The sequence below is a fragment of the Actinomadura napierensis genome (genome assembly GCF_039529375.1).
Classification (GTDB): domain Bacteria; phylum Actinomycetota; class Actinomycetes; order Streptosporangiales; family Streptosporangiaceae; genus Spirillospora; species Spirillospora napierensis.
This window is the reverse complement of record NZ_BAAAMR010000011.1, coordinates 60,579-79,164: the sequence shown is the minus strand read 5'-3', so window position 1 is coordinate 79,164 and position 18,586 is coordinate 60,579. Positions and strand designations below refer to the sequence as shown.

The window sequence follows — 18,586 nt, the reverse complement described above, 5'->3', positions numbered from 1 at the left end:
ACACTATGCGGTGGCCAGGACGGCAGGAAGGCGGCGCGGGGGTGGGCGGGACCCGGCAGCGGCCCGGTGACCGGCCGGGGCCGGCGGGCGGCGTCCGCGTGGCGCTCGGCCTCGTCGCGGGCGCCCTCGCCGTCGCGCTGTGCGCGGTCCTCGTCGAGCGGTTCGTGCTGCACGCCGAGTGGTGGCAGGTGCGCCACACCGTCACCGCCAAGCCGGTCGCGCCGCAGAGCGACGTCGGGCCGCCGCCCGGCCCGCTCGCGGTGAGCTGGGAGGAGACCACGCGGATCCACGGGGGGTCGGCCGGCGGGTACGACGGCGTGGCCTACGGCGTGGCGCGCGGGCAGCTGGTGACGGCGTCCGGCGGCGGCCTGGTGGTGCGGGACGCGCGGAACGGCGCCGAGCGCTGGAGCTACCGCCGCACCGGCTGGACCCTGCTCGGCTGGACGTCCACGCGGTCCCGCCTGGTCGCCTACTTCGAGCGGGACGGGCGGCGCGACGACCGGCTGCTCGTCGGGTTCGACGAGCTGTCGGGCGCGCAGCTGTGGCGGCGGGACGGCGAGCGCCCGGCGGCGGTGTCGCGCGCGACGCTGCGCTGGCCCGCCGGGGCCGGCGTGGTGCTGACCACCGACGACGGCCGCAGCGCCCTGTACGGCGTGTCCGCGCTGACCGGGAAGCGGCTGTGGCGGACGCCGCTGCCGAAGGCGTGCCGGCTGTTCGAGGGGGCGGCGCAGCCGTCGGACGCCCTCGACGCGGCGGACGGCACGGACACCCGCGCGGACACCCGCGCGGGCGCCCTGGCGGCGGTGGCGGTGGGCTGCCCGGAGCAACTCGGCCGGGTGCTGGCCGTCGATCCGGGGACGGGACGGGTGCTGTGGAGCCGGACGCTGGCGCTGAAGGAGTCGCCCGATGTACGGGTGCTGGACGGCGTGGTCCTGGTCTCCCGCGGGTCGGCGCTGCGCGCGTTCGCCGCGGACGGCGACCAGATCGCCGGCTGGGACGGCGACGAGGTGTGCGAAGACCGGATGTGCCCGGCGGCCCTCGCGGACGGGCGGCTGCTGGTCGTCCGCCATCAGGCCGGGAAGGGCGCGGGCACGGACCGGATGGAGGCGGTGGACGTCCGGTCCGGCCGGGTCGAATGGTCGCGGGACGTCCCCGGATACGCGGCGCTGACGCAGGCGGGCGATACCGTCTACGCGCTGCGTCCGCGCCTGTCGGAGCAGCTTCTCCCGGCGGGCCTCGACATCGTCGACCCCGGCGACGGCGGCACGACCACGGCGCCGGTGCCGTTCGCGATGGACCCCGACCTGGCCGGCGCGCATCCGTGGCTGGCGGCGGCGGGCGGGCTGCTGTACGCGGCGGTCGCGGAGGCGGCGCCGCGTCCGGCGGGCGCCGTCCGGCTGGTGGCGCTGCGCGGCGGCCCGGAGGGGACCGGCCCCGCCGAGCTGGGCGGCGTGCCGGTGGACGACTGGCCGGACGCCTGCGCCCTGCTCAAGAAGCCCGACCTGGCCGCCGTGCACGCCGGCGGCCACGACACCGGCCACGACAGCGGCGCCGGCCGGACGAGCGTCGGGACGGTGACGCTGCCGCACCCGGTGTCCTGCACGTACGAGACGAAGTGGGAGGAACCGGAGAGCGAGGGGACGCCCGCCGGTCCGAAGCCGTCGAAGACGCCGTCCGCCAAGGCGAGCGCCACGGCCAAGGAGGGGGAAAAGGCCAGGGAAGACCCGGACGGAGACCGGAAGGGCGAAACCGAGGGCTCGCCCTCTCCGGACGCCGGGCAGAGCACCGGGCCGGACGGCGCCGTCCCCGGCTCCGCCGTCCGCGGCCTGACCGTGAGCGTCCGCTGGGTCGGGGAGACGCCCGGCGCCGCCGCCAAGATGCTCGACGCCCTGGAGGCGATCCAGTCGCAGGCGCGCGAGCGGCCCGACATCCACGCCGACCAGGCGTACGAGTTCGGCCCGACCGCCGGGATGATCGCGCTGCGCGTCGACCGCGTCGTCCTGGTCGTGGACGTCGACCGACCGCCCGGTGCCGCGGCCCGGCTCGCCCGCGCCGTCGCCGACCGCCTGCGCGCCTGACCGGCGCCGGAGGCGCGCGCCGCCAGAGGTTCGCGCCGCTAGAAGTTGTAGTCGGGGACGGCCTCGGGGAACACCTCGGCCGCCGGGGCCGGGTCGGGGACGATGGCGGGGCTGCGGCCCGCCCAGGTCTCCAGTTGCGCGACGAAGCGCTCGGCGTGCACGGGCCAGTGGAAGCGGGCGCGGGCGGTCTCGTAGCCGCGCTTGCCCATGCCGGTGCGCAGTTCCGCGTCGTCGCGCAGCCGGCGGACGGCGTCGGCGGCGGGCGCCGGGTCGCCGAACGGGACGACCAGCCCGCACCCGGCCGGCTCGACGATGTCCACCGCGGGCGGGTTCGGCGTGGTGATCACCGGGACGCCGCGGGCCATGTACTCCACGACCTTGGTGGGCATCGAGTGCCGGTAGTTGGGCTCGTCGTGCAGCAGCGCGAGCCCGGCCATCGCGCCCTCGGCGATCCGCAGCGCCCGGTCGTTCGGGACGAACCCGTACCAGCGCAGGATCCCGGTGCGCTGGGCGTCGCGCAGCGCGGGCCGCACGTCGGGGTCGGCGCCGCCGATCAGCTCGACGGTGACGCCCTCGGGGGCCAGCAGCCGCGCCATCTCGATCATGTCGTGGGCGCCGCGGGCCGCCGACAGGTTGCCGACGTAGACGGCGCGGCGGTCGTCCGGCGGTCCGGGCGGCAGGTCGGAGACGTAGGTGGTGTTCGGCACGACCGGGTGGTCGCCGCTGAACCGGTCCCGGTAGCCCTCCTCGGCGAGCAGCAGCTTCAGCCGCCGCTCGCCGCGCTTCTCCAGCCGCCGGACGGCCGGCCGCAGGACGGGCCGGACCGGGCCGGGCACCCAGCCCTTGGCGGTGAGCGCGGCGGCGGTGTCCTCGTGGACGTCCCACACCACGGTCCGGCCGAGCGCCTCCCGGGGCAGCGAGACGACCAGTTCGGGGTCGTGCAGCAGGATCACGTCGGCGTAGCCGGCGTGCTCGGCGAGCGCCCGGTGGGCGGCGCGCAGGGCCCGCAGGCGGCGCCGCCCGGTGGCGCGCGGGACGTCCACCGGGCTGATCTCGCGCCACGGGGTCGCGTTGCAGGCCCGGAACGGCGCGATGTAGGTGACCTCGTGGCCGGCGTCGAGCAGCGCGCGTATCTGCCGGTGCAGAATGCGCGCATCCTCCGGATGGTGCACGACTGTGCAAACGCAGATCCGCATTCTACTCACTCCGCAATATGCCGGTAAACTCGCCTACTGTTCGAGTCTCGGTCGCCCATGGAAATCTCGTGTGAATTCCCCTCGTCCGTCATGTGGACGCTGCCGGGCGACTCTTCCCGCCGTGCTCCGGCGCCCCGCGGGGCGCCGTCAGAGCAGTTCGACGGTCTCGAGCTGGACGTCCCGGGTCCGGCCGCGCGTGTCGAACAGCAGCCGGGCGTGCCGGGTCAGGATCTCGGCCTCGTAGGCCGCGTGGTCGGCCAGCACGATCACCAGGTCGGCGGCCTCCAGCGCGGCGGGCAGGTCGTCGCCGGCGGACGGCACCCCGGCCCCGTCCACCTGCCAGTCCGCCACGAACGGGTCGTGGAAGGACAGGTCGGCGCCGAGCCGCGCCAGCCGCCGCGCGACCGGGCGGGCCGGCGATTCGCGCTGGTCGGCGATGTCGGCCTTGTAGGTGACGCCGAGCAGCAGGACCTTGGCGCCCTTGAGTGCGCGGCCCTCCCGGTTGAGCAGCTGCTGGGCGCGCTCGGCCACGTACCGGGGCATCCGGTCGTTGATCTCCTGGGCCAGCTCCACGAACCGGAACGGGTAGCCCAGCGAGCGGACCTTGTAGGACAGGTAGTTCGGGTCGATCGGGATGCAGTGCCCGCCGACGCCGGGGCCGGGGCGGAACGCCTGGAACCCGAACGGCTTGGTGGCGGCGCAGTCGATCGCGTCCCACAGGTCGATGCCGAGCTCGTTGCAGAACACCGCCATCTCGTTGACCAGCGCGATGTTGACGTGCCGGTAGGTGTTCTCCAGCAGCTTGGCCATCTCGGCCTCGCGGGTGCCCTTGGCCTCCACGACCCGCTCCACGAACTTGCCGTAGAAGGCCGAGGCGGCGGACGCGCACGCCGGCGTCAGCCCGCCGACGATCTTCGGGGTGTTGCGCACCCCGTAGACGGCGTTGCCCGGGTCGATCCGCTCGGGCGAGAACGCCAGGTGGAAGTCCTGCCCGCCGACCAGCCCGGACTCCTCCAGGAGCGGCCGGACGACCTCGTCGGTCGTGCCCGGGTAGGTGGTCGACTCCAGCACCACCAGCGCGCCCGGCTCCAGGTGCCGCGCGACCGTCTCGACGGCCCCGCGGACCGCGGTGAGGTCCGGGCCGCCGTCCTGCGACAGCGGCGTGGGCACGCAGATGACGACGGTGCGGGCACCGTCCAGCACGTTCTCGTCCAGGCTCGGGGTGAACCCGGCCGCGAGCATCTCCTCGACCTCGGCGGGCGAGACGTCGTCGATGTGCGACCGCCCGGCCTCGAGCCCGGCGACGACGCGCGCGTCGCGGTCGAGGCCGCCGACGCGCAGCCCGGCCCGGCAGGCCTCCCGCACCAGCGGAAGTCCCACGTAGCCGAGTCCGATGACCACCAGATCCATGCCCGGCTCCCTTCGCAGTCGAGCGCGCGGTCGGCGCGCTTCGGTATCGCGGGCCTCAGCGGAGGCCGTAGGCGGCCCGGTAGCCGGTCGCGACGGCCCGCCAGGTGCGTTCCGCCCGAACCCATTCCCGGGCTCGCTGTCCTGTTTTTCGCCTTCTTTCGGGACTGTAAGCCAGGTCTTCCAGACAATTCGCCCATGCTTCCGCGTTTTCCGGAGCTGTTAACGCGCCGGTCACGCCGGGTTCCACGATTTCGCGAAGTGCCCTGACATCACTTGCTATGACGGGGATTCCCCCGGCCATCGCCTCCAGCGGCTTGAGAGGCGTCACCAATTGGCACACCCGGTCCGCCCGGCGCGGAACCGCGAACACATCGAGGAGCGCGTGGTAGCGGCGAACGGAACCCATCGGCACCCGCCCGGTGAACACGGCGTGAACGCCGTGCCCGGCGGCGCGCCGCTCCAGGGCGCCGCGCTCCGGCCCGTCCCCGACCAGCAGCAGCGTGACGGGCGCGCCGCGGTCGCGCAGCAGCGCCGCCGCGTCGATCAGCGTGTCGATGCCCTCGTAGCCGTAGAACGACGACGTCAGGCCCACGACGGTGGCGTCCGCCGCGATCCCGAGGTCCGCGCGCAGGCCGGAGGCGTCCGGCAGCGGTTCGAGGAACGCCTCGTCCACGCCGTTCGGCACGATGAAGATCTTCTCCTCGGGGACGCCGCGCGAGGCGATCTCCGCGCGCATCGCCTCGCCGAGCGTGACGACCGCGTCCGCCTCGGCCATCCGGCGGGTCTCCAGCTCCCGCGTCAGCCGGTAGAACTCGTCGGACTCGCTGTGCGACGGGTCGCGCGACAGCCACGAGTCCTCCAGGAAGCCGCGCACCTCGTACACGACGGGCAGCCCGTGCCGGCGGCCGAGCTCCAGCGCGACGGCCGCGTTCAGATGGTTGCTGACCGCGTGCAGGACGTCCGGACGCAGCTCCTCGACCAGCCGCCCGGCCAGGTCGGCGCCCCGCTCCACGGCCCGGACCGGCCCGGCGGGCGGCAGCCACGGCACCAGCCGGTGGTACGGGACGCCGTCGACGTCCACCCGCGCCCGCGCGTCACCGGCGCCCTGGCTGAGCGGGTACCCGAGCCGTGTCGCGACGCGGGTGTCGAAGCCCATCTCGCGTTGCGCGAGCGCGATCCGGTGCGTCCGGACGGTGTAGCCCGCGTTGGTGCGCGGCAGCGCGTTCGTCACGAACTGCAGGACGGCCGTCCCGGAACCGCTCCGGGGACGGACGGCCGGGCGGGCCGGACGGGAGGGCCGCGGCGGCTCGTCCGCCAGCAGCGCGCGCACCTCCGCCTTCTCCCGCCGGACGCCGCGCGGGCGCGGGACCGCGAGCCGGGACCGCGCCAGCCGGCGCCCGCCGAGCGGGCCGGGCAGGCCCCGGGCCAGCAGCCGCACCGCCAGCCGGGGCGCCCGGCCGGGATCGTCGCGCACCTGCCGCCAGGTGAGTCCGAGCAGGTAAACCGGCCTTTTCAGGGCATAGATCCGCACGGCGAGCGAGCGTAGGCAAGCCCGATGAACAGAAGGGAAATTGTGGTGTCACCCATCGTGCACGTCCTCGGGGCGAGGCCGAACTTCGTCAAGGCCGCACCGGTCATCGGTGCCCTGCGCGCCGCCGGAGCCGACCAGGCGGTGATCCACACCGGGCAGCACTACGACGCCCGGATGTCGGAGATCTTCTTCGACGAGCTGGGGCTGCCCGAGCCCGACGTGAACCTCGGCGTCGGCTCCGGCGGGCACGCCGAGCAGACCGCGGCCCTCATGATCGGCCTTGAACGGGAGTTCACGAGCCGTTCACCGGCGCTCGTCATCGTGTACGGCGACGTGAACTCGACGATCGCCGCCGCGCTGGTCGCGGCCAAGCTGCACATCCCGGTCGCCCATGTGGAGGCCGGGCTGCGCTCCTTCGACATGACGATGCCGGAGGAGGTGAACCGGCGGCTCACCGACCAGCTCTCCGACATCTGCCTGGTGACGAGCCCGGAGGGGATCGGCCACCTGGCGAACGAGGGCGTCCCGGTGGAGCGGGCGCACCTGGTCGGCAACCCGATGATCGACACGCTGCTGGCCAACCTCGACTCGTTCGACACCGGACGGGTCCGGGAGGCGCACGGGCTGCCGGACCGCTACGTCCTGGCGACCATGCACCGGCCCGCCAACGTGGACGCGCCGGACACGGCCGCCGCCCTCGTCCGCCACCTGCACGGCGTCGCCGACCTGGCCGACCTGGTCATCCCAGTGCACCCGCGCGGCCGCGCGAACCTGCTGGCCGCCGGGCTCGACGACCACGAGCGCGTGCACGTCCTCGAACCGCTCGGGTACATCGACTTCATCGCGGCCGTCCGCGGCGCGGCGGCGGTCGTCACCGACTCCGGCGGCCTGCAGGAGGAGACGACGATCCTCGGGGTGCCGTGCCTGACCGTCCGGCCGAACACCGAACGGCCCATCACCATCACCCACGGGACCAACCGGCTCGTCACCTTCGACGAGCTGGTGCCGGGGGTGCGCAAGGTCCTGGAGTCCGGCGCGCAGGCCGGCGAGCGGAAGCCGCCGCTGTGGGACGGGCACGCCGGCCCCCGCATCGCGGAAGTGATCACGACCTACCTCGGCGAGAACGGAGCCCTTGGATGAGCGGAGCCGAAGGCGCGAAGGCGAACCGGCAGGCCGCGCGGCTGCGGGCCGCCCTGCGGGAGCGCGAGTCGCGCGTCCAGGAGCTGGAGCGGCGGCTGGAGGCGCTGGAGACCTCCATGGCCCTGCAGTTCGGCCGGCTCGTCGCCAGCGCCGCCCGCAACCCGCGGCGGCGCGGCGTCCGGCTGCCGAAGGAGCTGTACCGGCTCTGGCGCAAGCGGAACGCGCCGGAGCAGGGCCCGTCGTCGTCCGGGAGCGAGCGCATCCTGCTCGACCGGATCGACCGGCCCGAGGACCGGCTGCTCGCCGCCGGGCCCTGCGACCGGATCGTCATCGCGGGGATCTTCGGCGCGCAGGCGGCGGCGGCGCTGCGCGAGCACGCCAAGGTCATCCCGCTCTACCCGCACGACGCGACCGTCGTCCTGGACACCGCCGACGTGGACCTGGTCGTGGTGGACGCGGCGGCGGGCGAGCCCGGCGGGCCGTGGGCCTACCTCGGCGTCCCCGGCATGTACGACCGGGACCGCGCGCTGCACGACGTCCGCCAGATCGCGGCGGGCCGCTCGCTCCCGCTCGTCCTGTGGGGCGAGGCGCCGCCCGCGACGCTCGCGCTCCTGGACTGGGACGCCACCGTGACCACGCCAAGCCGGCTCGCCGAGATGGTGGAACCGGTTCGTTGAAAGGAACTCCTGTGCGACCACATGCCCTCGTCTACGGCGACGTCGACCTGAACCTGATCGACGGCTCGGCGATCTGGGCCCAGGGCATGGTCCAGGCGCTGGCCCGCGCCGGCTGCGCGGTGACCCTGGTGCTCAAGGCCCCGGTCCGGACGGGCCGGCTGGTCGACCCGCTGCGCGCCCTGCCCGGCGTCACCGTCCGCAGCCCGCACGCCGAGGGCCTGGTCGAGGGCGAGGCGGGCATGCCCGCCAAGCAGGCCGCCGCGGTCCTCGCCCGCATCGACGCGGACGCCTCGTTCGACCTCGCCGTCGTCCGCGGCCGCCGGCTGGCGGGCAAGCTCTCGCACGGCCCGCTCGCCGGACGCCTCTGGACGTACCTCACCGACGTCCCGCAGTCCGCCGCCGAGTTCGCCGGCTCGGTCAAGGGCGAGCTGCGCCGCATCGCGGACGCGTCCCGCGTGCTGCTCTGCCAGACCGAGGAGCTGCGCGGCTTCCTGGAGACCGCCGTCCCGGCGACGGCCGGCAAGAGCGTGCTGTTCCCGCCCGTCGTCGTGCTGCCCGACGGCCTGGAGCCGCGCCCTGACGGCACCCCGGACGGCCGCGCGCTCCGGCTCGTCTACACCGGCAAGTTCGCGCCGCGCTGGAACACCTACGAGATGACCTCGCTGCCGCGCCTGCTCGCGATGCGCGGAGTGGACGCCGAGCTGCACATGGTCGGCGACAAGATCCACGACGATCCGGACGACCCGGCGTTCGCGACCCGGATGCGCACCGCGCTGGAGTCCGGGCAGGGCGTCGTCTGGCACGGCGGGCACCCGCGCGCCGAGGCGATGCGGCTGACCGCTGCGTCCGACGTGGGCCTGTCGTGGCGGCACCCGGAGATGGACGCGAGCCTGGAGCTGTCCACGAAGGTGCTGGAGTGCGGGACGCTCGGCGTCCCCGTCGTGCTGAACCGGACGCCGATGCACGAGCGCCTGTTCGGCGTCGACTACCCGCTGTTCTCCGCCACCGAGGACGACGTCCTCGACGCGCTGACGATCATCGGCAAGAACCCCGAGGTGTACACGCTCGCCGTCGAGCGCTGCCGGACGGCCGCCGGCGGGTTCACCCTGGACGCCGCCGCCGGCCGGCTGCGGGACTGCCTGACGCAGACGTTCCCGGAACCGTCCGCCGCCGTCCTCGCCGCGGCGGCCGAGCACGAGCGCACGTCCGCCGCGCCGGCGGCCCCGGCGCCGCAGCCCGGCTCCGCCGGGAAGCGGCGCCTGCGCGTCGGCGTCGCCGGCCACGACCTGAAGTTCTTCACCCGCCTGCTCGACTACCTCCGGTCGCGGCCCGACATGGAGGTCCGCGTCGACCCGTGGGCGGCGCTGCGCGTCCACGACGAGGAGCGCAGCCAGGAACTCGCCGACTGGGCCGACGTGATCATCTGCGAGTGGTGCGGGCCGAACGCGATCTGGTTCGCCCAGCGCAAGCGGCCGGGACAGCGCCTGGTCGTCCGGCTGCACCGCTTCGAGCTGTACGCGCGCTGGCCCCGCCACCTCGACATCGACGCCGTCGACCAGGTCATCTGCGTCAGCCCGCACTACGCCCGGCTGACCCACGAGATCCTCGGCTGGCCCATGTCGAAGATCACCACGGTGCCGAACTGGGTGGACGACCGCCAGTTCGACCGGCCGAAGCTCGCCGGCGCCGAGCACCACCTCGGCATGATCGGCATCGCGCCGTCCCGCAAGCGCCTCGACCTGGCCCTGGACGCGCTGGAGGAGCTGCGCCGCGACGACCCGCGCTTCACCCTCTTCGTCAAGTCCAAGCTCCCCTGGGAGTACTGGTGGATCTGGCAGAAGGACGAGGAGCGCGCCTACTTCGAGAAGGTGTTCCGGCGCATCCGCCGCTCCCCGCTGCTGTCGGGCGGCGTCGTGTTCGATTCCTACGGCCGCGACGTGGCGTCCTGGCTGCGCCGGATCGGGTTCGTGCTGTCCACCAGCGACGACGAGAGCTTCCACCTCGCGCCCGCGGAGGGCATGGCGTCCGGCGCCGTCCCGGCGCTGCTCGGCTGGCCCGGCGCCGACACGATCTACGACGCCCGCTGGATCCACCCCGGCCCGTCCGAGCTGGCCGCCTCGATCTCCGGCACGGTCGCCCTTGACCGCTGGGAGGCCGACCGCCTCCTGGCCCGCGACCAGGTCCGCGCCGCCTACGGCCTCGACGAGGTCTGCCGCCAATGGACCGACCTCCTCGCCACGACCCCATGACGGCGGAGTCCCCGGGGAGGGGGCTCCTCGGGGACTCCGGGCGGTGGCGGGACGGGTCAGCCGGAGCTGCCGACGACGGCGGTGCCGGTGGCGCGCTCCAGGTCCTCGGCGGGGAGCTGGGCGCGGTAGCCGTCGATCTTGTCGTTCAGCTTGGCGAGGCTGCGGCTGTAGTCGCGGCTGGAGAGCCAGAACTTGTAGATGATGAACAGCTCGAAGGCCAGCATGCCGGCGGCGCTGACGCACACGACCGGGATGATCGCGCCCGGCACGATCGCGGCGATCACCGGGGCGACGATGAACACGCCCATCTGGAACTCGATGCCGCTGATCAGGTGCGGCCGGATCCGGCCGCGCAGCAGCACGTTGCGGATCCGGATGTACCAGGGGAACCGCTTGTAGAAGCCGGACTGGAGGGCGGCGTTGGCGTGGTCGTCGTCGCCGACGACCCGCTCCTCGTCCGCCTCGGGGTCGGCGCCGAGCGCGCCCTCCGCCGAGCGCAGGTCCGCGCCGACGTCGCGCGCGTCGGGCATGGTGCCGTCGGCGCGGAGCACCGCCTCCTCCAGCGTCTCGGCCTCCTGGCGCGTCTGGATCAGCGTGGTGCGCATCTGCTGGCGCACCTTGTAGATCTCCAGTGCGTCCATGTAGCGGAGCATGTCGAGGAAGACGACGCCGAGGGCCGTCCACACGTAGGCGACGTTGCCGGTCGCCGCGTACTGGCCGGCCATCAGCGCGATGGCGCAGGCCAGGACCCGGACGCGGTCGAAGATGTAGTCCAGCCAGGCGCCGAACACCGAGCCGGTGCCCTTGAGCCGCGCGATCTTGCCGTCCATGCAGTCGAGCGTGAACGACAGGTGGTACAGCACCGCGCCGGCCAGCAGCCACGGCCAGGAGGCCGCCGCGAAGCAGGCGCCGGCGCCGAGGCCGAGGATGAGCGCGCCCACGGTGAGCTGGTTCGGCGTGATCCGGGTCCGGTTCGCGGTGAACTTCACCAGGCGGGCCGCGAGCGGGTCGACCAGCAGGACCGTCCACCACGCGTCACGCGCCTTGTACGTCCGTTGCCGAACGTCGTCGAGCGTGAAATTCGCCATGGAGGGTTTTCCTTTCGTCCCGGGACCGCTCGATGGTATCGCTGTCCGGATGCGGTCTCCGGCATTGTCGCCGAGTCGTGACTCGGTTAGGGGGACGCGCGGGGCGTTGGGGGATCGTGCGGCGTTCGTCCAGATCGTTTTGGTGGGCGGCCCTGGGTAGGCTTTGGCGGTGCGCGTCAGACCTACGGCAGTTCTCGCCCAATTGCCCTTTGCCTGCGTGCTGGCGGCGGCCGTCTGGATCCGGGTCGTCGCGGTCCGCGGGTACCCGGCGCCGCACTGGACCGGCGACTCGCCCAGCTACCTCGAGGCCGCCCTCGACCTGAAGCCCGGCGAGACGCGCCCGAGCGGCTACCCGATCCTGCTGTGGCTGCTGAAGCCGTTCCACAGCTTCACCGTGATGGTGTCGGTGCAGCACGCCATCGGCGTGCTCGGCGGCGTGCTGGTGTACCTGCTGGTCTGGCGGGCCGCGCGGGCGGCGTGGCCGATCGGCCCGGGCGGGGACGCGGGACGGTGGGGGTGGCGCGACTTCGTCCCGGGGTTGCTGGCGGCGCCGCTGACGTTGCCGGTGCTGCTGGACAGCTACCAGATCGCCCTTGAGCACATGCTCATGTCGGACTCGCTGTTCACGTTCCTGCTGCTGGCGGCCGTGACGGTGGCGCTGTGGCGGCGGAGGACGACGTGGTGGCTCGGCGCGCTGGCCGGGATGTTCGCCGCGTTCGCGGCGGTGACGCGGTCGGCCGGGCTGCCGCTGGTCGCGGTGATCCTGGTCGGCATGCTGCTGCGCCGCGCGGGGTGGCGTCCCCTCGTCGCGGTGGCGATCGCGTTCGTGCTGCCGATCGGCGGCTACATGTACTGGTTCAAGCAGACCTACGGCCAGTTCACGATGAGCAAGGCGAGCTCGGTGTGGCTGTACGGCCGGACGGCCGCGTTCGCCGACTGCAACAAGATCAAGCCGAGCCCCGAGCTGCGGATCATGTGCCCGCGGCAGAGCAACCCGGCGATCGCCCCGGCGTTCGCGGTGCTGTGGACCGACGACTCCCCGTACCACCAGATCCCCGGGTGGATCACCGGCGACGAGGCGAACCGGCTGTCGAGCGAGTTCACCAAGGAGGCGATCGAGAAGCAGCCGGGCGACTACGCGCGCGTGGTCGTCCGCGACACCTGGCGGTCGTTCGACTGGAAGCGCGAGCCGTACCCGACCCCGTGGACGTGGCTGGAGTACGTGTTCCCCCAGGGCGAGTCGTGGGACGACGAGCAGGCGCTGGTGGCGGTGAAGTACGACCCGTCCGGCGGCGAGACGAAGGTCGTCCAGCCCTGGTCGGGGCGGATGCTGTCGTACCAGCACCACATGTCCATGCCGGGCACGTTCCTCGGGCTCATCCTGCTCGGCGGGCTGGTGTTCGCCCTGCCGCACATCGGGCGGCGCGGCACCCGCCGGCGGCTGCTCGGGCCCGTCCGGCACTGGGGGACCGGTGCGCTGATGCCGTGGGGGACGAGCCTCGCGCTGCTGGTCATCCCGGCGGCGACCGCCGACTTCGACTACCGCTACGTGCTGCCCGCCGTGCCGTTCGCCTGCGTGGCGCTCGGCCTCGCCCTGATCCCGGCGCCCCGCCGCGTCCGTGACGACCCGGTGGACGAGACCGGCCCGGAGCAGGACGACGACGAGCCCGTGGCCGGGGAGCGGCTCAGCGCCTAGCGCGGCCGCTCCGTGCGGCGGCGCGGGCGGGCGCGCAGCTCGGCCAGCAGCCGCTCCCAGCGCGCGGCCACCGCCGCGATCCCGAACCGCTCCGCCGAGGCGACGGCGTTCGCCGCCATCGTGCGGCGCAGCTCCTCGTCGTCGATCAGCCGGATCAGCGCCTCGGCGAGCGCCGCCGAGTCCTCGGCGGGGACGAGCAGCCCGTCGTGGCCGTCGGTGACGATCTCGCGGGGCCCGCACGGGCAGTCGAAGCCGGCCACCGGCAGCCCGCACGCGAACCCCTCGATGATCGTCATGCCGAACGACTCGGCGCGCGAGGACATCGCGAGGACGGACGCCTTGGCGAACTCGCCCTCCATGTCGTCGGTCGGCTCCATCATCAGGACGTTGTTGTAGAGCCCGAGCCGGGTCGCCTTGCGGCGCAGCTCCTCGCGCCGGGGGCCGTCCCCGTGGATCCGCAGGCTCCACTCCGGGTGCTTCTCCACGACCTTCGCGAACGCGTCGATCAGCAGGTCGTAGCCCTTGATCCACACGACCCGGCCGGCCGCGACGACGATCTTGTTCTCCTGCCGGGACCGCGGGTGCACCCGCTGCGGCAGGCCGTTCGGGATCGTGCGCACGGGGCACGACCCCGCCGGCAGCATGGCCTCGTACGCCGCGCGGTCGGCGTCGGTGAGGCAGGTGAGCGCGTCCAGGCGCGGGTACCACCGCTCGATCTCCGCGCGGATCCCCGGCTCGTTCATGCTCAGCTGCAGGTGCTCCTGCCCGACGACGACGACCCGGCGGGGCGCCAGCCGCGCCGCCGCCAGGTTAAGCCCGGCGCGGGTCGTCACCAGCACGTCCGTGTGCGGGCGGCGCAGGTAGCGGGTGAGTCTGTCGTCGGTCCAGGCGCTGTACTTGTTGAAGCTGCGCTCCTCGGGATGGACCATGGCGGACGGCTCCGGCATCAGCCGCTCGGCGCGCGCCGTGTGCGGCCAGGGCACCTCGGCACCCGGCCGCAGGTCGACCAGGGAATTCAGCCGGACCCGGTCCGACAGCGGCAGGACGGGGCGGTCCCGGTCCTGTAGCACGCTGACGATCTCCACGTCGTGCCGCCGGGACAGCTCGTCGGCGAGCGTGAAGGTGGAGCGGACGGTGCCGTCGATGGAGAAGGCCTCCAGCAGCAGGAACGTGATCTTCACGTGCCGTCGTCCCCCACCGGGCGGCAGGAGATCGCCAGCTGGTCCCGCTCGGTGTAGTACGGCCGCACGGCCATCTCCCGGCCGCCCGGCGCGGCGACCTGCCGGGGGTAGGAGAGCTTGCCGCGCTTGCCGGGCGCGTCGTCCAGCCAGGTGCCGAGGCGGGCGTGGACGTCGCCGACGTCGAGCCAGAGGTCCCACAGCGCGGGCTCGGCGGCGGCGAACGCCTCGACGTCCAGCCGGCCGCGGAACCCGGTGCCGTCGAGCCGGGCCTCCCCGGCCACCGCGGCCTTGCCCTGCCGCGCCGCCGCGACCAGGTGGGCACTCTCCTCGGGCCGGGGGCCCGTGTAGGCGAGCCGCCCCACGATCTCGATCTCGCCGTCGTGCGGGTGCACCGCCTCGACCTCGGCGTGCGGGGCGACCTGCCGGACGCGGAGCCGGACATGCCCCGCGCGCGTCCGCGCCACGCGGACGGCCCGGTCGCGGGGCACGTCGGCGTAGGCGCGCAGCTCCTCCAGCGAGAAGCCGGGGTCGTCGGTCAGCAGCGGGCAGCCCGTGCCTCCCGTATCGCCAGCGCCGCCCGTCTCGATCACCGGTTCCCAGATGCCGGGCGCGAGGTCGCCGACGCCCACCTCGGCCGAGCACCGGTCGTCCGCGAGCCGCGCCGGCCGCACCGCGCCGGACGACCGGTGCCGCAGGACCACCCGCCGCCCGCCGGGCAGCGGGACGGGCCACCGGATGCGCAGGCGGTCGTCGGAGCCCACGCGGCAATGGTTCGCCACCGCGTCCAATGTCCGCAAACCTTCCCCGATGTCTGCAGTGTCAGGCGGGTAGCCTATCAACGCATCGGTTCCGGCCGGTCACGGATGGCGACAATGGTCCGGCTTCCGAGTCCTTCCGGGTCAGCCGTCCAGGCGGAACACCCGGTCCACGGTGCGCGCGGCGGCGCGCCCGTCGTCCAGCGGGCAGAACCGGGCCACGAACTCCTTGTACCGGTCCTGGTGGCCCGCCGTGGCGGCGTCGACGTCGCGGATCGCCTCGATCAGGTCGTCGGAGGTCTCCACGAGCGGCCCCGGCGCCTCCGCCTCGAAGTCGAAGTAGAAGCCGCGCAGCCGGTCCCGGTAGTCGGCGAGGTCGTAGGTGAAGAACAGCATCGGCCGGCCGGTGTTGGCGTAGTCGAACATCACCGACGAGTAGTCGCTGATCATCATGTCGGAGATCAGGTACAGCTCGGTGATGTCGGGGTAGAGCGACACGTCCCGGACGAAGCCGTGCTCGTCCTCGGTGACGCCGTCCACCACGTTGGTGTGCAGCCGTACCAGCAGGACGTGGTCGTCGCCGAGCGCGGCGCGCGCGCGGTCGAGGTCGAGGCGCATGTCGTGCTTGTAGCGGCCCCGGCTGTAGTACTGGTCGTCCCGCCACGTCGGCGCGTACAGCACGACCCGCTTGCCCTCGGGGATGCCGAGCCGCGACCGGACCGACTTGGCGACGGCGTCCGCGTCGGCGCTGTGCAGCAGGTCGTTGCGCGGGTACCCGACCTCCAGCATCTCGCCCTTGAACGCGAACGCGCGGCGGAAGATCTCGGTGCTGAACGGGTTCGGCGACAGCAGGTGGCTCCACTCGGGGACGGCCGGGCCCTCCGGCTTCTTCTCCTTGCTCTGCAGGGCCGACTTCATCCCCGGCGCGTACGCGAAGTGGACCTCCTTGACGTCCCGGCCGATCTTCTTCAGCGGGGTGCCGTGCCAGGTCTGCAGGACGATCTGGTCCGGATGCCGCTGGAACCAGTCGCCGAGCCGGTGGTTGGTGACGATGTAGCGGGACGTCGTCACCGCCTCCTGCCACTCCTTGCCGTTCAGCCGGACGCCCTTCAGCGTGTCCGGAAGCTCGACCTGCGCGTCGTTGACGACCCACAGCTGCTCCAGGTCGGCGCCGCGCCGCAGCAGCTCCTCGTGGATCGACTTGGGGCTGTCGGAGTACTGCCGCCCGTTGAAGCAGGAGAACAGCACGGCGTCGCGGAGCCCGTCGCGGGCGACGCGCCGGCGCGCCTCCTCGCGGTACTTCGCGCCCGCGCTCTTCTCCTCGCCGGACACGTCCCCGGTGACGGCGACGACGAGCCGGCCGTCCTTGGTCTCCAGGTCGTAGCCGCGCCGCGCCACCTCCAGCAGGCCGGGCAGGCCGCGCTGCGCCGCCTCCGTCAGCCGGACGGTCAGCGCCCGCTCGCCGGGCGGCCGGAACAGCACGTCCCAGCGGCCGGGTCGCAGCGGCAGGACGCCCGCGACGCCCGGCACGGCCGCCACCGGCACCTCCGCGCGCAGCGTGCCCGAGCCGTCGGGGACGAGGTCGAACGCGTGCTCCTTGCGGCGCCCGCGGCTGCGCACCACGATCTGCCCGGAGGCGTGCGCCGGGTGCGTCGCCGCCAGCGACAGGGTCCCGTCGGGGCGCCACACGCAGTCGCTGACCGACAGCCGCGTCGTCGCGCGCCGCACCCGCACGTACCCGCCGGGACCGTGGCCCGCGCTCACCTCCAGCGCGCCGGACGTGCGCCGCGCCTCCTCCACGCCCTCGGCGAGGACGAGCGGGCGGCCGTCCGCCGACAGCGTCCAGTCGCGGGTGTCGTCGATCGCGTCGGCGTCGATGTCGACGTCGAGCGTGTCGGGGTCGACGCGCGCCGTCCAGCCGCCGGACCGGGCCGTCACCGGGACGGGGACGCGCGCGTCGCCGAGCGTCAGCACCAGCTCCGCGGGCGCGCCGCCGGCCGACTCGACCTCGATGAGCAGCGCCGAGTCGTCCCAGTGCAGCTTCGTCGCCCGCTCCCGGACGCGCTCCACCTGCACGATCAGGTTCCCGTCCACGACCTTCGGGACGACGCGCACGTCGTCGGCGACGTACCGGTAGGGCGGGTGCGCGCCCGTCCCCGAGCCGCCGCCGCGCACCGGGCCCTGCCGGAACACGCCCGCGTTCAGCACCGAGGCGTGCACCTCCCAGGTGCCCTCGGCCCACTCGCCGCGCTCCTTCAGCTTCCCGGCGTCGAGCGAGAACTCGAAACCGGTCCAGCCGCCGGACGACTTGCCCGGCTTCGGCGTCTGCCGCGCCTTCAAGAGGATCTTGCGGCGGCCGTTGCGCAGCGTCACCGCCTTGATCGACGTCCAGCGACGGCGGGAGCTGACGGAGTTGATGTAGGCCTCGCCGGTGACGACCAGCCGGTCGCCCTCCCAGCGCACCGCGTGCGTCCGGCCGCGCATCTTGACCTCGTCGCGCGCCCGGTACACCTCGCGGGGGACGTCCAGCTTGGCGTCCTTCCAATACGGGTAGACGACGTAGCGGCGCAGCGGGTCCCGGACGATCGACGGCGAGGACTTCCCGCGCTCGTACCGGACGACCTTCACCAGCTCCATCGTGTGGCCCTGCGCGGCGAGGTGCCACTTCAGCCGGGTCAGCGCGCGCGCCTCGGCGAACACCTTCGGCGACACGCCCTTGGCGTACGCCGCCGCCTGCGCGACGACCTGCTCCCGCTCGTCCCCGGACAGGTCGGGCAGGACGTCCAGGAACATCCTCAGCTCGCGGTCCACGAGGGCGAGCTGGAGCCGCCGCAGCGCCTTGACGTCGCCGCGCTCGGCGACCCACGCCGTGGCGAGGTTCGCCGCGCCGAAGCCGTCGGCGATCTCCTGCGGCTCGGTGGTCGGCTCGTGGAGCTGCCACGTCCGGCGGTGCAGCACGATGTCCGGCACCACGTCGACGGCCTTCGCCAGGTGCAGCGCCCGCACCGCGACCGGGAGGTCGTCGTAGCGGCCGAGGTCGGGGAACTCCAGCCCGGCCGCGTCGAAGAACGAGCGGCGCAGCAGCGTCCCGGTGATCCTGCGGCGGTTCAGCAGGTCGGGGTCGCGCTCCAGGTCGGTGGCCTTCGCCGGGGCCGGCGCGTCGGCGCTCGGCTTCCACTGCGAGACCTGGCCCGTCCAGCGGCGCACCGCGTCGGGGCCGATCGCCAGCTCCGACCCGGACGCCTCCAGCGCGGTCAGCAGCGCGGCGATCGCGCCGGGGGGCATCGGGTCGCCGCCGTCGGCGAACAGCAGGAACTCGCCGCCGCTCCCGGCGACCCCCAGGTTGCGGGCCGCGCCCCGGCTCGGCGCGCCGTCCCGGACGATCCGGAACCGGTCGTCGGGCAGCGCGGCCCGCGCGGCCGTGCCGGTGCCGTCGTCCACGACCAGGACCTCGATGTCCCGGAACGTCTGGGCCGCGAGCGAGTCCAGGGCGTCGCCGAGGTCCTCCCCCGCTCCGTGCGAGAGCACGATGACACTGATCCTGGGGGCGGTCATGCCCACTCCTTAGCACTGGCGAGCCGGGGA

General features: G+C 73.9%; 12 protein-coding genes. 5 read left to right on the top strand and 7 right to left on the bottom strand.

Going from position 1 to position 18,586, the window contains the following annotated elements; translation table 11 throughout:
- Positions 1-5: 5 nt before the first annotated feature.
- Positions 6-2,078, top strand: coding sequence for an outer membrane protein assembly factor BamB family protein (locus ABD296_RS09095; RefSeq protein WP_344263576.1), 2,073 nt, complete (start codon positions 6-8; stop codon positions 2,076-2,078).
- A 38-nt stretch (positions 2,079-2,116) separates the two neighbouring features.
- Here ABD296_RS09095 and ABD296_RS09090 read toward each other — a convergent pair whose 3' ends face one another.
- The 3 genes from ABD296_RS09090 to ABD296_RS09080 all read right to left on the bottom strand — a co-directional run bounded on the left by ABD296_RS09090 (position 2,117) and on the right by ABD296_RS09080 (position 6,215).
- On the bottom strand, positions 2,117-3,274 hold the full coding sequence (locus tag ABD296_RS09090) for a glycosyltransferase family 4 protein (RefSeq protein WP_344263574.1): 1,158 nt from the start codon (positions 3,272-3,274) through the stop codon (positions 2,117-2,119).
- A gap of 147 nt (positions 3,275-3,421) precedes the next feature.
- Positions 3,422-4,684 (bottom strand): nucleotide sugar dehydrogenase, encoded by a 1,263-nt coding sequence (locus ABD296_RS09085; RefSeq protein ID WP_344263572.1) that lies wholly within the window; start codon positions 4,682-4,684, stop codon positions 3,422-3,424.
- Between the two features lie 55 nt (positions 4,685-4,739).
- Positions 4,740-6,215: a glycosyltransferase family 4 protein gene (locus ABD296_RS09080; RefSeq protein WP_344263570.1), complete on the bottom strand. Its 1,476-nt coding sequence runs from the start codon at positions 6,213-6,215 to the stop codon at positions 4,740-4,742.
- Positions 6,216-6,239: 24 nt separating this feature from the next.
- Between ABD296_RS09080 and wecB the strand changes: the two genes are divergently transcribed.
- From wecB to ABD296_RS09065, 3 genes are all read left to right on the top strand, one after another.
- Positions 6,240-7,355: a non-hydrolyzing UDP-N-acetylglucosamine 2-epimerase gene (gene wecB, locus ABD296_RS09075; RefSeq protein WP_407061455.1), complete on the top strand. Its 1,116-nt coding sequence runs from the start codon at positions 6,240-6,242 to the stop codon at positions 7,353-7,355.
- Entirely contained in the window at positions 7,352-8,032 is a 681-nt protein-coding gene (locus ABD296_RS09070) for a hypothetical protein (RefSeq protein WP_344263568.1), read from the top strand. The genes wecB and ABD296_RS09070 overlap by 4 nt, the downstream gene beginning before the upstream one ends.
- 86 nt (positions 8,033-8,118) lie before the next feature.
- The gene (locus ABD296_RS09065) at positions 8,119-10,281 is read left to right on the top strand and encodes a glycosyltransferase (protein ID WP_344263683.1); all 2,163 of its coding nucleotides are present in this window, start codon (positions 8,119-8,121) and stop codon (positions 10,279-10,281) included.
- Positions 10,282-10,337: 56 nt separating this feature from the next.
- On the opposite strand, the gene ABD296_RS09060 is transcribed toward ABD296_RS09065, so the two are convergent.
- On the bottom strand, positions 10,338-11,369 hold the full coding sequence (locus ABD296_RS09060) for a CDP-alcohol phosphatidyltransferase family protein (RefSeq protein ID WP_344263566.1): 1,032 nt from the start codon (positions 11,367-11,369) through the stop codon (positions 10,338-10,340).
- Positions 11,370-11,538: 169 nt separating this feature from the next.
- Here ABD296_RS09060 and ABD296_RS09055 point away from each other — a divergent pair, with 169 nt between their 5' ends.
- Complete coding sequence (locus ABD296_RS09055) at positions 11,539-13,065, top strand: hypothetical protein (RefSeq protein WP_344263563.1); 1,527 nt, start codon at positions 11,539-11,541, stop codon at positions 13,063-13,065.
- On the opposite strand, the gene ABD296_RS09050 is transcribed toward ABD296_RS09055, so the two are convergent.
- The 3 genes from ABD296_RS09050 to ABD296_RS09040 form a co-directional block, all read right to left on the bottom strand.
- Positions 13,062-14,246, bottom strand: coding sequence for a glycosyltransferase family 4 protein (locus tag ABD296_RS09050; RefSeq protein ID WP_344263561.1), 1,185 nt, complete (start codon positions 14,244-14,246; stop codon positions 13,062-13,064). The two genes, ABD296_RS09055 and ABD296_RS09050, sit on opposite strands and share 4 nt — an antisense overlap.
- Entirely contained in the window at positions 14,243-15,007 is a 765-nt protein-coding gene (locus ABD296_RS09045) for a hypothetical protein (protein WP_344263559.1), read from the bottom strand. The genes ABD296_RS09050 and ABD296_RS09045 overlap by 4 nt, the downstream gene beginning before the upstream one ends.
- A gap of 138 nt (positions 15,008-15,145) precedes the next feature.
- A complete protein-coding gene (locus ABD296_RS09040) occupies positions 15,146-18,556 on the bottom strand; it encodes a bifunctional glycosyltransferase/CDP-glycerol:glycerophosphate glycerophosphotransferase (RefSeq protein WP_344263557.1) in 3,411 nt (1,136 codons plus the stop codon).
- Positions 18,557-18,586 lie beyond the last annotated feature (30 nt).

Coding starts and splice junctions, on each gene's coding strand:
- ABD296_RS09095 (WP_344263576.1), top strand. CDS start 6: ATGCGGTGGCCAGGACGGCAGGAAGGCGGCGCGGGGGTGGGCGGGACC.
- ABD296_RS09090 (WP_344263574.1), bottom strand. CDS start 3,274: ATGCGGATCTGCGTTTGCACAGTCGTGCACCATCCGGAGGATGCGCGC.
- ABD296_RS09085 (WP_344263572.1), bottom strand. CDS start 4,684: ATGGATCTGGTGGTCATCGGACTCGGCTACGTGGGACTTCCGCTGGTG.
- wecB (WP_407061455.1), top strand. CDS start 6,240: ATGAACAGAAGGGAAATTGTGGTGTCACCCATCGTGCACGTCCTCGGG.
- ABD296_RS09070 (WP_344263568.1), top strand. CDS start 7,352: ATGAGCGGAGCCGAAGGCGCGAAGGCGAACCGGCAGGCCGCGCGGCTG.
- ABD296_RS09065 (WP_344263683.1), top strand. CDS start 8,119: ATGGTCCAGGCGCTGGCCCGCGCCGGCTGCGCGGTGACCCTGGTGCTC.
- ABD296_RS09060 (WP_344263566.1), bottom strand. CDS start 11,369: ATGGCGAATTTCACGCTCGACGACGTTCGGCAACGGACGTACAAGGCG.
- ABD296_RS09040 (WP_344263557.1), bottom strand. CDS start 18,556: ATGACCGCCCCCAGGATCAGTGTCATCGTGCTCTCGCACGGAGCGGGG.